This is a genomic window from Ruminococcus sp. OM04-4AA (assembly GCF_003462585.1).
In the GTDB taxonomy this organism is placed as follows: Bacteria; Bacillota; Clostridia; order Lachnospirales; family Lachnospiraceae; genus Mediterraneibacter; species Mediterraneibacter faecis.
In genome coordinates this window covers 1-11,849 of sequence record NZ_QTZH01000071.1, presented here as the reverse complement: position 1 = coordinate 11,849, position 11,849 = coordinate 1, and the positions used below count along the sequence as shown (strand labels likewise).

Below are 11,849 nucleotides of genomic sequence, written 5' to 3'. Positions count from 1 at the left end.
AATATGGTTTTTTTTCTGCTGACTCTTCTATTTCTGAACATTGAATAATTTTCCATAAACTCCTGTTCCATCTTCAAATCTTCCATAAATTAGATGGTTTATTCTTTCTTTCATTTGTTCCATATATTTATTTCCTTTCATTAATTGAATCTTTTTCCAAATGCTTCAATGATATTTTTTTCTACATCCTGCTCTGTCTGCTCCCAGAAGCCACCATTTCCAAGAAGTCCACCTTCTTCTGCATATCCATAGATTGTCTGTGTGTCTCTGCAAGATGGATTATAACGAAATCCTGTGTCAAGATTAATCTCTCCATGATAAGAATCCCCACCACCTGACAATGACATGTCTGGACTTTCGGCTAATTGCCCTGTTCTTTTATATCTTCCCTCCGGCGAACTGTAGAATTGATCTACATTAGAATGTGCATTGACAAATGAAGCATTAACCACTTCATTCATTGCATCTTGAACTTCTTTTTGAATTGCTTTTTTCAGAGCATTAAACGAATTGAATGTTTTGCTCATATGTTTTTATTCCTTTTTTTGTGAAATATTGGCTGAAATGCCTGTTGAATTTAATTGATTTTTGAACCTTTAGTTATTTAAAAGATATTCCTCTAAACGCTTAAAGAGATGCGGATAGAGATCGATTTTTCCTGTTTTGAACTGTGAAAGTAATCCACTGTTAATGTTTGTCTGCTTACTGATATAACACTGTTTTTCTCTCTGAACTCTTTCATTGTATAGTTCTCGTAATTCTTCCTGAGTCACTTTTTCACCTCCCACGTAAATAAAAATTTATATAAAAATATTTCTTTGTAGAAAATAGCTGACATACACAGCTAAGAACATTTTACTATTTCAAGCCGAGATACGTATTGGCATCCATACCTCGACTTGATAATTTGACCGCACTACTCGACTTACGCTTCTTTCATGCAGTCACGAAATTGAAGTAAGCTACTCTTCTCTTTCATAACGGGACTTTCAATTCACTGAATTTTACTGCGTTTTTGGTGGTTTTGTGCAAATTTTTATCATATTTTTTGGTTATTTTTCACAAAGCAATTCATTAACAATTCCTTATGTGTATGAAACAGACCATTTAAAATAGTAGTTCTAACATCTGAATTTTCATCTCCAAATGCATATATAACTAGATGCATAACTGTTTCTTGACTTAATTCATTCTCTACTTTTTGTAAGAACATTTTCATCTGCCGTGATTTCAACTGATAAAGCATATCCTCAGATAAAGTATCTTTTCTTGCTGAACACTCTAACGCCTTAATTGCATCATTATATTTTTGGGCTTCATCAATTATTTTTTGCTTCTTATATCGATTATCTACTTTTTTACACGATAAAGCTTTATTCAAAAATTTATTTATCGGTTCATGATAAATCCTTGGTGAATAACCAATAATATTCTTTTCTATTAGTTCAGCCATAATATCCATTGGACAATTCAATGTCTTAACCTTTTTTCCAAAGTCTTTATTGTTCCGGGACTTTTTATTATCCGCATAGAATTGAGGAATATCTTTTCCTTTCATGCAGGGAAGATTTTTGATTCTACGGATTTCATTCTTTTCATCTAAATTGAATTCCTTTTTCGCCAAATCAATCGATATTTGACCGATCACAGACAAAATAATAAAGCATTCTCTTAGTTCTTTACTGCACATTCCTTCATTGTAATAATATGATAAGGCTAACTGTGCTGTATCTGTAGACAATCCTATTGAAGCCTGTGCATCAGCAATTTTATTATCCATCAATGCATAATCTTCCAACTGGAATGATAATCACTACTCTTCATTTCTTCTACCGCATTAATAATAGTTGGATATTCAACATATGCCTGTCTTGCAAGTTCTACCACCTCTGATTGATTAGTCACAAATACAAAATCTGAATCTTCATCAAATCCGCTGCCCCTTGCCTGTGCATCTGTACCAATCAAATTAATGATAATTATATTTTCTCCTAAGTTGGGAAAATATTTTGAAATCTTTTCTGACTTGATATTATGAAAATGCAGAATATTATTGGGAGAATTGTGAGGACTACGAAATGCAGCTAAATTTTCTCCATCCATAAATCTTTCTGTGTAACATTGAATTGCATCCTCTTCTACATCAAAAATATTTTCTTCCAATGGATTTTCTCCAACCGCTTTCATTAGAAGTGCAATCGGATTTCCCATAATTGTAAGATTATCCCCTTGCTGCGGTAATCGACCTTTCTTGAAATCATCCACCAATTTGTAAACATCCTTTTTCTTCTTTTTTCTAAAAAACTCCGTCTTTACAAACTCTGGATTTCGATTCACCAAATCCACAAGAAATTCATTCAAATTAAATTGGTTCTTTGTCATCTCAAGATATTTCAAGTAATTCTTGTCATCATCCTTCACCCCATTGATAAAGTCTATTGCTTGTCCGACAATTTCTCCCAATATCTTTTTATCTGTACATGGTAAAGAATTATTCATCTGATAAGTTGACAACTGCAAATTATCCCATTTGCTTTTATGTGCGGTCTTTACAACTGCAAAGACGTTCTCATATTCATTCATTAATTTTTGATATGTACGATATGCTTTTTGTTTTGTTCCACCCATCATATCTGTAAATTTCAACCACTTCAATGATTTATCAGTAATAACAACTTTAATATCTGACACTTTCTTTTTATTACCAAACATATCCGTTACTTCATATGTTTCAAAATCAAGTTCATGTTCCTTGCAATAATCTTTAAAATATTCCTGTACATTTCCTCGAAACAAACAGCTTTTAAAGAAATGAGAGCGACAATAAACAAATCCATCTGCATACTTTGGAAAGATAGCTTCATCAATAAGTCCCATTCCATCCCATAACACATTTTCAATCTTTGCATCTTCTACTTCTTCCACAACACATTCTTTTACAGTATAGGGAATGTTCTTATGGTGTCCAGGATATTTACCGTTAATGCGAATACCATTTTTCTTCAATTCCTCTTTAGTTCTTTCCTTAATATATGACCATCCTTTTTCAACAGCCTTGTCTTTGTCTAAAGTACATTGATGATTATTAAGGATTGTCTCCATACGTGGATCGTTAAATTCTAAAACAAATTCATCATTTTCATAAGGAACATTTGCAACTTTAACAATCTCCGCTGCCATTGGTTTTGTATATGCACTTTGATCTTCTACAACCAAAATGTTTTTTAATGGAATATGGATATATCCAATTGCACACGCTGTAGTCAAGCTAAGATATGCAGACAGCTCTACTAACTTAAATACGGTATCCGGATCAGCTTTTGCTTTTTCTTCCATAAGATCATAAAATCCCATCGTCAAATAATTAATGGCTTTATGAAATAGATTGTCCCGAACAAAAATGCACTCACCTTTCTTTGCTTTTCCTGATGTTCTATATAACATCTTGTAATGAATAGGTTCTGTTTTACCATGTTTTCCCGTATGTGCTGATTGAAATGTTACTCCATTTTTATAATAAAATGTTCGCAACTCCTCTTTGCTCATTTTTTGTTCTTCGCCATCTTCAAGCCTATATTCCGCATCATACGAAAATTTCATCACAATAAAATCTTTTGAAAAGTCGTTGCTATTTCTTGTAATACTTGTTCTCATGAATCGCAAAAACAAACTATCATCCAATACTGCTTCACGTGTGAAGATTTTCTTGAAATCCATCCACTTTTTCCCCATTTTGTATTGAACTCCTTTATTGTCTCCTGCTATATCATGAATATGTACCATGCTGGCTTCCATGGACTCAATAGTCAACGGATTCAATTTCTTTTTATAATTGATTTTTATAATAATCACTCCAATCTTTTGTTCTTATATATACTATTCTCCGACTGATTTTTAAAAAAGTAAAAAAATACCAACCATCGGTATTAATCATTTGATGGTTGGTTGGATTTTTTATTTCTATTTGTTTTTATTTTTTTATGTATAACAGATAACACTCTTATTACTACTTCCACAATTGCAAATGAAATCGAGAAAATTATCGTCGTTTTCACAGCTAACAGAAGAGTAGTTTCAAGCAGTAGAAAATTTTTATCCCATGTCATAAGAACTATGACAATATTTATCACCGTCGCATTTGAAAGCGCATTATTAGATATCTGAGTTAAATTTGCATCTTTTTTAAACAATAAATATATCATAGTATAAAAAATTATTTGTAAACAATAGCCGATTAAATATGTCGGTAAAGTTATCATGCACGCAATAATTATAACTTTGATAATATCCAGTTCCTCTAGCAACTCGAAATTTCTAAATGTGAAGATATATAAGCCGGGAAAAACTACTCCAAGTAATAGAGAAATCGATAAATTTATTTTTTTAGAAAATATTTTATTATTTCATCCATATGTCTTTTTCCTTTTTCTTTATATGCTACCATATACCCCTAAAATATTCAATTTTCAAAATGTATAATCAGAAATATTTTCACCCATCCCATCACTCCAAGTTCCACTCTCCCTATACTTATTCATTAAAATTGACAGCAGAATCCTCTCAGAACCAACCAAGCCAAGAAGAACTTACCTGCAATTCTATGAACTGAAATAGAGTCGATTTTACTTGATTTAAGCAAGCACATACACCACTTTTTGTAATTAATGAAACTTCGATTTCATCTACCAAGATTTGACCTTATTTCGCAATTTTGTGGAGTCAATCTCTTCAGATCTTAGATATATTCCTCATGTGCCTTACTGATTTCTACATCCATCTCAAAGTATGAATATATCTTCAACAGACACACCAAGAGCATGGGCAAGCTTGATAGCAGTATAAACATGTGGGTTTTCAAGAGGATTATTCTCTATCAAACTTATTGTAGAATGCGACACATTGCTTTTCATAGCAAGCTGTGTTTGTGACCAATTCTTTTCCCATCTCATTTCTTGTAATCTGTTTTTCATATATTCACACACCTTTAAATTATTTTTCATAAGTTTAAGATTTAACCTGTGCCGGGGGTTCGGGGGGTGGCACACGGACGAACTGCAAAGACACAACATTAGTCGCACTTGCAAGATGCAAGGTTTCCCCGTAAGGAAACCGCAGCAGATGCATAGTAAGACTTTGTGGATTTCTGTTAGGCGAACCCCCTGACATATATTAATGCATTTCATATTCTATAATATCCATGCTGTAATTTATTCATCTGTTTCTCTCCATATATGTCTTGTGGGATTATCCCACTCCCTGTTGTCAATTGGTAACTTTCCTGCCACCCACGAGGGGATGTCAGTATAAGTTCCCAATTGATGCATTCCGCCAAGTGTGGCGTAATGCAGAAAATCACACTACGTTTTAAATATTTTTATTACACATATTTTTCATTTTAGGGGTAGATTCTCTAATACATATATATTAGGAAACATACCCCAAAAATTATTTAGTTCTGTTCTGTAGCATCCTTTTTTGCATAGCATTTCATTTTTGCATATTATTACATAAGAGAATCAATTACAAATTTTTAGAATCTTATGTCTGGGGTCAGATTGACATCTCACTATATATTATAGTGAAGTGCCAATTCGCCCCCAAGATACTTCTTCAAGAATCTAATATTCCAAATCACACATTCATTGGTTTTTTCATTTTGACCCCCCTATTTGGGCGTAAAGCTTATAATAAAGAAGTCGCTCAAAAAAGGGGGTCAACTCTTTCAAGTTCAAAGATATATAGGTGAATTAACCGCCCTCAGAAATGTAATTTTAGAATCTAACTACTTTCCAAGCATTCTTATATTTTTTCTTTTTCTTCTGCCCGTTGATGTCCGTATACCATCTAGTAGTTTCAAATTCTTTTATTCTGTAATCTAATTCTCGTTCTTCAAGCACTTGATTTAACGTGGCTGCTTTCTTCAACAACTTACCATCCTGCTTTGCATTAATTTTCTTTATCAGTTCACTTCTATCTCTCAGTTGTAACATAACAGTATCGTCTGTTACCATCTTTTCCAAATAATCTTCTAATTCATGATCTTCCATTAATGTACTATACATATAATTTCCTGTCTCCTTATTATAGAAACCGAATTTGATTGCCAGATACTTGCAATATCCAAATTTCCCGTATTTTTCAAGCATCAATGAATACTCCGCTATATCTTCTTTTCTCTTAAAATACATCAGCTCGTTAATCACTTTTGTATATGAATTTGGTATTATATTTCCTTCTTCATCATAGGTCAAATCATCATATAAAATATTGTTCACATCATTCTGCATAGGATATTTCTCTATAAGCTTCTCCATAGAATAACCACTTTTTCTATAATAATCTGCCATTTGAACCTTTTGTTCCATACTTCTTTTTAATCCGGCTAATTTTTGGTTATTGATTACTTTGATATAAACATGGATCTTATCATTTTCATCTTGGATGCGCTTTCTTCCCATACACTGAATTAACGAGCCAATATCTACAATGTCGATTACAATATGTTTAACATCCCTGTCAATGATATTTATGCCAGCATCGAAACAAGATGTCGTAATCAGAAACTGCTCTTCAAATCTTTCATTAATCAGAATATTTTTTATTTTTTCCTTATCGACATATTCATAATATCTCTTATTGTTAGCACTGCAATTGAAAACACAATGTTCTTTATATTTTGAATAAAGCTTATAAGCTTTTTCTGCCGATTGAATGAAAAATATTCCTTTCCCACCTTTTTCTACTCCATCTTTAATAAGTTCTTCTAAAGTTGTATCTTTATGAAAAAATACAAGATCTTTTATGAAAGAGAAATCAAAAGGTACTTCATATTCTATTGGCTTTTCCATCCCATTATCTTTCAGATATTTTCTCATATATCTCCTCATATGCTCACCAGTTGCAGACACTAAAGATATTGAACTGCATTTTGTATTATTCATAATCATTTGAAAAGACACTGCTGTTTTGTTATTAAAACTACTGTCGTTGAAAAAATAATGAAATTCATTCACATACAATGTATGCATATATTGATAAATCGATTTGATTATTAGAATTATGCAATTTCCGATACTCTAAAGACTGATATGTGAGTACGTCTATTATATCTGTTTTTCCATCTGTTCTAATTCATACTTAAATTGATCGACACAATTCGACCTATGAATTAACATCAAAATTTTTCCAGATATTTCTTTTGCTATATCATATAGTGGATTCTTACAAAAATAACTTTTTCCTGCCCCCATTGGTGCTGATATTAAAACATCATTTCCTGGTTTCCAGTTTCTAGTTTCTTCCTTAGTTATAACATCTGTAATTCTTCTTTTCATTGGTACACCTCCGTCTATCGGTTAATGTAGTCACTCATAGACTTTCTAAGCTGTGGTGTATCTTTGAAAAAGAAAACATTTTTTCTACTGCCACTCTTCATATCTGGTCGCATATCTATTAATACATAGCCTTTCTGCATCAAGTAACCTGCCATTCTTTGATTAAAAATGGTAATATTTTTAATCTCGTTATTCATATGTCATTCCTCTCCTATCTTGTTTTTATAAAGAGGATGAACTTTAATCCCATTTATAGACTCTGTAAACGCTCAAATTACTGCTTTTTAATCCAGTTCTTCTTCAAGCTGCTTGATTGACACGTGGATTGGCACAGTTCCAAAAACTTCAATGTATTCGCCAGCATATTTATCATGTAAATCAGCCGTCAAAATAACTGTTCTGTTATATTCACATTACATTTCCACTCAACAATATCGAAACGTCCAGCATGTGTAGCTTTCTCAAGGTCTGTCATAAAATCTTCTTTTTCAATAATATCTGCCATTCCTACCGCGTTGAAGTGTCTGCTTGTTACCAGTTTTACATTCAACTTTTCTGATATGATTAAATCGTATAGCTGTTTACTTGTGATTGTATGCATATGTTTTTTGTCCTTTCTTTTATCCAGGAACCACGACACAACGGTCGCAGTTCCTATTATGCTTATTCCCTCGATTAGTCGTGTCGTTTCAAGAAAAGCATATCTATTTCCATGAATGGCTGATTGAAGGGCTTAATAACAATAGATTTCGATTCTGACTGTTCATTATCTTTGACATAAATCTCATTTATTGAATCGTCTGTGATTGGAACTTCAAATTTTGTAAAATCATCACTAATATGTAGTTTCCAATCATCTTCATCAAGCGTATTAATGTAAGTACGAACGGAATTGTGCATTTTTAAATCAAATCCGAATACATCTGTAATTCTTGTCACCATACAGTAATAACCATTTTTCTTATTGATGACATCTTCCAAGAAATCTTTCAGTTCATATACATCCATCTCTCTATAATCTTTAACATCATTTTCACTTCCAGTAATGTTGATAATCATAAGCAATACCGTTAATCCGTTTTTCAGTTCACATGTAACGTACAATGTATCTACTTTCGCATTGTACTCACTGGTAACAGAATCAATATCAGCCTTTCTCAGATGATATGCCACGTCATCAAACATGGTACAGGACTGTAAAAATTCATATTCCTCTGCGTGTTCTTCGCACACGTTTACTTGCATAGACACGACACTCTCCCCATCTTTTGAAACTCTAAGTCTTGTAAGATAAAAATCATTTACCACGTTAAATAAGTTCTTTGTCTCAATCTCTTGTCCTTCTTTTACTGCTTTTACAATTTTGTTCATAATCATTCTCCTTAATTTTTAAATTAAAATTTTTTTCTTCTTAAATTACTCCTTGAAATATTCATCCAGTTCTTCAAGGGACATTCCGTGTTCATCCGTCTGAATGACATTGTTCTGATCCACGACCATCCATCCCATTGCACCGCATCCGACAGCTTCTTCAAGGTGCATATTGTGTCTTGCAGCTCTTTCTTTAATCATGCTCATAGTAAGCACTGGAACTACATTGATTGCCTGAATGCCTTTGTCATTTGTTTCCACATCAAACTCTACGTGATCTCCTGCATCTAAGTGTCGGAATTCACTGACTTTAATATTGGAGTAATGAACGAAATAATCCGTTCCATCATCCCCTACAATGAATCCATAGCCTTTCTGTGTGTTAAACCATTTTACTGTTCCTTTCATTTGTTTAATCCTCCTGTGCTTTTAAATATTTTCTACTAATCTAAAGTCTTCTGACTCGATTAGATTAATTACCTTTGTTACAAACTGATTTGAAAGTAGATCTGCAATGTCATATCCTTTTGTATCCAATTTATCAATCTCTACTACTTCAAGATCGTCATATAATGACACTTCACTCTCTTTGATTGGTGTATGAAATGTTCTATTATATCCTACATCATAAAAAAGATAGTAATGATAAAGTGGTTTACTCTTATCCTCGATATCCCCAAAACAAACATAAGCATCCTCAACCTTATCATAGAAGCTATTTCTCCAAACAAATTCATCATAATATTTAATGTAATCTGATTCATAATCATAGATTCTTGTTCTTTCATATCCGTAACACTCTTTGTGGATGCACACTGGCTTCAGTGCAGAGAGCATGATTTCTTTCTGATGATAGTATTCTTCCTTCTTCTCTTTGGCTTTTCCTTCATTATCATACTTATCATAGTGGTAACTTCTTCTTTCTCTGTACTCACGCTGTTTATCTCTCCAATTCTTTGCTCTTTTGTTAGAACTGTATAAACAATCCACAAGCATTTGCATGGTGATAATATGATTCTTTAGATTATTGTTATATGCGGCAGGTGTTCTCATATTGTTCTACTCCTTTCCTATAGCTATTCAGAAAATCAAGTGAAATTCTGTTCCGCTTACCTTTGGTTGTTTTCTTTTTGACTTCAGGAATAACAATTTCCTCTGTATTCAAATCGTCCAAGACAGATATTGTTTTTCTTTTCTCTATGCGCTCTTTCTGTTCTTCTACCGCTGACTGACCAAGTTTTTTAATATATTCAACCGGATAACTCAATCCAGAAGCACAAGCAATATTGACATTACCGTTGTATCCAATAAACACGTTTTCCGGTGTTCCAATTGCTTTAATCAGTTCATGCTCGTCCAGCTTATTGTTCTTTTGATTGATGATTCCAATGTTTCCGACAATGCCATCATTATTAATAGGAAGAAATATGTTCTTTGCTGTCAGCGCATTTATCATATCCTGTGTTGTAGTCTTCTTTTCTTCCGCACGCTTATCAGAAAGCATTGCAATAACAAAAGCTCCCGGCTCTTTCAGCATTTTCATTTTCTCCGAGTCATCAAAGTTAGAACCGCTGGATGCAGATGAATCACTGAAAAATGCATCGAGCATATTTACAAGTACTGCATTGATTCTTTTCAGATCATCATAAGATTCATTGTTCACGAAGATAATTGCTCCAATTCCATCAGTATCCATTAACTCTTTTGCAAGATTGTAAGCATTCAGCCTTTTTTGAATCGGTTCGTCTTTCCTTGGCATCAACACAATTGGAACAACAATTCTCTCTGAATTAGCTGCAAGAATGTCGCAAATGTATGGGAGATTGCCAGAACCAGTAGAGCCGCCGCCTGATGCAACGCACAAGACAATCTTCTGCTCAATCTCTGAAATGGTTTTCAAAATCTGCTTGTTCCTCTGTAATGCTTCTAATGCAAGACTTCTATCTCCTGCAAGTCCGTCATATCCTTCTAATATAAGAACATTTTTCGCATCTGGAATTGTCCGGTTATCTTGCTCTGATCCGTTAATAAGATATGCTCGGTAATTCTTCTGTTGCAATCCATAAGCCACTGTTGCACCACCAAGTCCTGCGCCAACAACTGCTACATCATTCTTTAACATCTTCTTTTCCTCCATGTTCTGATTCTTTTATTAAACCGATTCCTTTTGTTGTAAGGAGATATGTGTCTGCATTGATATCTTTGCAGCCTTTTTCTACATATCCCAACTTCACAAGACGATTTAGCTTTTTATATGTAGTTACTCTTGAACCACCAAGGACATCCAATATTTCATATATCGTCATTCCTTTGAAAAAACTTACACTGTCGTTCTTCATTAGAACTTTTAACAGTGCATAGTCTACTCTGTTTAGTTCCATTTATCATCTTCTCCTTCTGTATTCATACTTTTTATAAAATAAGTCTTATATATGTCTTACCTGTTCTCTAAAGTGTAAAAATAAATGGGATGTTATCCCGTATCTTTCTTTACAATAGTAATCTTTCTTGTACTCTGCTGCCAGAAGCATATTCCACTTCTATATTCGGCATTATATTGCTTACATCCATTACATTCCCGTTTTATACAGTCTTTTTTGTGCATGTATTAATTCCTCTATGTTCAGTTTTCAAGGTGCAGGTTGTGCAAAAATAGATGTTAATGGATGCAAAAATGCTATAGAAACTCCTCAACAGGCTCCACTTTTGCAATATTCAGTTGATTTTTGTATTGGAAAATGTGTGACAGACTTGCCACAATTAGAATTTGATGTTATACTTGTTCTTGTTCAGGGAATAGTATAGATTCTTTCGTGGGTCTGTACTTACATATGGAATGATATTGGCGTATCATTCAGAAGATCGATGCTTTGGCGAGTGTCGGTCTTCTTTTTTTGTTTCCAACTATATCATACGAACGCTTGTTCGATTCGTCAACTAGTAATATGTTTTTTCTGTTTTATTTCTGTTCTCCTCTCTTCTTATGTGACACTTATCTCACTCATGTCTGTGTGTCTCTGTATCTTTCGATGAAACAATCATATCACCGTTTTTATTGTTGTGTCAACGATTTTTTATACATTTTTTATTTCATTTTCCTGTATTTATTTATTATTATTGTATTATATAAATTGTATTTAAGAT

General features: G+C 33.2%; 13 protein-coding genes and 1 pseudogene. All 14 read right to left on the bottom strand.

Annotation, left to right across the window (positions count from 1 at the left end; all coding sequences use genetic code 11):
• Positions 1-140 precede the first annotated feature (140 nt).
• On the bottom strand, positions 141-527 hold the full coding sequence (locus tag DXB52_RS13960) for a hypothetical protein (protein ID WP_118107840.1): 387 nt from the start codon (positions 525-527) through the stop codon (positions 141-143).
• A 69-nt stretch (positions 528-596) separates the two neighbouring features.
• Positions 597-773 (bottom strand): hypothetical protein, encoded by a 177-nt coding sequence (locus DXB52_RS16250; RefSeq protein ID WP_181989217.1) that lies wholly within the window; start codon positions 771-773, stop codon positions 597-599.
• Positions 774-1,039: 266 nt separating this feature from the next.
• Complete coding sequence (locus DXB52_RS13955) at positions 1,040-1,798, bottom strand: hypothetical protein (protein WP_147343382.1); 759 nt, start codon at positions 1,796-1,798, stop codon at positions 1,040-1,042.
• Positions 1,780-3,852 carry a hypothetical protein gene (locus DXB52_RS13950; RefSeq protein WP_147343381.1) on the bottom strand — a complete coding sequence of 691 codons (2,073 nt, stop codon included), beginning with the start codon at positions 3,850-3,852 and terminating at the stop codon, positions 1,780-1,782. Before DXB52_RS13950 ends, DXB52_RS13955 begins: the two co-directional genes overlap by 19 nt.
• Positions 3,853-4,778: 926 nt before the next feature.
• Complete coding sequence (locus DXB52_RS13940; RefSeq protein ID WP_118107832.1) at positions 4,779-4,970, bottom strand: helix-turn-helix transcriptional regulator; 192 nt, start codon at positions 4,968-4,970, stop codon at positions 4,779-4,781.
• Between the two features lie 801 nt (positions 4,971-5,771).
• A complete protein-coding gene (locus DXB52_RS13935; protein WP_181989216.1) occupies positions 5,772-6,941 on the bottom strand; it encodes a P-loop NTPase family protein in 1,170 nt (389 codons plus the stop codon).
• A 162-nt stretch (positions 6,942-7,103) separates the two neighbouring features.
• Positions 7,104-7,334, bottom strand: a complete 231-nt coding sequence (locus DXB52_RS13930) for a DEAD/DEAH box helicase family protein (protein WP_118107828.1) — start codon at positions 7,332-7,334, stop codon at positions 7,104-7,106.
• 14 nt (positions 7,335-7,348) lie between these two features.
• Positions 7,349-7,531 carry a DUF5659 domain-containing protein gene (locus DXB52_RS13925; RefSeq protein ID WP_118107826.1) on the bottom strand — a complete coding sequence of 61 codons (183 nt, stop codon included), beginning with the start codon at positions 7,529-7,531 and terminating at the stop codon, positions 7,349-7,351.
• Positions 7,532-7,719: 188 nt separating this feature from the next.
• Positions 7,720-7,935 carry a hypothetical protein gene (locus DXB52_RS13920; RefSeq protein WP_118107824.1) on the bottom strand — a complete coding sequence of 72 codons (216 nt, stop codon included), beginning with the start codon at positions 7,933-7,935 and terminating at the stop codon, positions 7,720-7,722.
• A 74-nt stretch (positions 7,936-8,009) separates the two neighbouring features.
• Complete coding sequence (locus DXB52_RS13915; protein WP_118107822.1) at positions 8,010-8,705, bottom strand: hypothetical protein; 696 nt, start codon at positions 8,703-8,705, stop codon at positions 8,010-8,012.
• Positions 8,706-8,927: 222 nt separating this feature from the next.
• Positions 8,928-9,113 (bottom strand): annotated as a pseudogene (locus tag DXB52_RS17475) (cold-shock protein); the annotation flags it as partial.
• A gap of 21 nt (positions 9,114-9,134) precedes the next feature.
• Complete coding sequence (locus DXB52_RS13905) at positions 9,135-9,758, bottom strand: hypothetical protein (protein ID WP_118107818.1); 624 nt, start codon at positions 9,756-9,758, stop codon at positions 9,135-9,137.
• Positions 9,736-10,827 (bottom strand): hypothetical protein, encoded by a 1,092-nt coding sequence (locus DXB52_RS13900; protein ID WP_181989215.1) that lies wholly within the window; start codon positions 10,825-10,827, stop codon positions 9,736-9,738. The genes DXB52_RS13905 and DXB52_RS13900 overlap by 23 nt, the downstream gene beginning before the upstream one ends.
• Positions 10,814-11,086 (bottom strand): MarR family transcriptional regulator, encoded by a 273-nt coding sequence (locus tag DXB52_RS13895; protein ID WP_118107814.1) that lies wholly within the window; start codon positions 11,084-11,086, stop codon positions 10,814-10,816. Before DXB52_RS13895 ends, DXB52_RS13900 begins: the two co-directional genes overlap by 14 nt.
• Positions 11,087-11,849: the final 763 nt, after the last annotated feature.

Bases quoted from the DNA above. Each gene is read 5' to 3' on its own strand.
- DXB52_RS13960 (WP_118107840.1), bottom strand. From the start codon at position 527: ATGAGCAAAACATTCAATTCGTTTAATGCTCTGAAAAAAGCAATTCAA.
- DXB52_RS13940 (WP_118107832.1), bottom strand. From the start codon at position 4,970: ATGAAAAACAGATTACAAGAAATGAGATGGGAAAAGAATTGGTCACAA.
- DXB52_RS13935 (WP_181989216.1), bottom strand. From the start codon at position 6,941: ATGAATAATACAAAATGCAGTTCAATATCTTTAGTGTCTGCAACTGGT.
- DXB52_RS13930 (WP_118107828.1), bottom strand. From the start codon at position 7,334: ATGAAAAGAAGAATTACAGATGTTATAACTAAGGAAGAAACTAGAAAC.
- DXB52_RS13925 (WP_118107826.1), bottom strand. From the start codon at position 7,531: ATGAATAACGAGATTAAAAATATTACCATTTTTAATCAAAGAATGGCA.
- DXB52_RS13920 (WP_118107824.1), bottom strand. From the start codon at position 7,935: ATGCATACAATCACAAGTAAACAGCTATACGATTTAATCATATCAGAA.
- DXB52_RS13915 (WP_118107822.1), bottom strand. From the start codon at position 8,705: ATGAACAAAATTGTAAAAGCAGTAAAAGAAGGACAAGAGATTGAGACA.
- DXB52_RS13905 (WP_118107818.1), bottom strand. From the start codon at position 9,758: ATGAGAACACCTGCCGCATATAACAATAATCTAAAGAATCATATTATC.
- DXB52_RS13900 (WP_181989215.1), bottom strand. From the start codon at position 10,827: ATGTTAAAGAATGATGTAGCAGTTGTTGGCGCAGGACTTGGTGGTGCA.
- DXB52_RS13895 (WP_118107814.1), bottom strand. From the start codon at position 11,086: ATGGAACTAAACAGAGTAGACTATGCACTGTTAAAAGTTCTAATGAAG.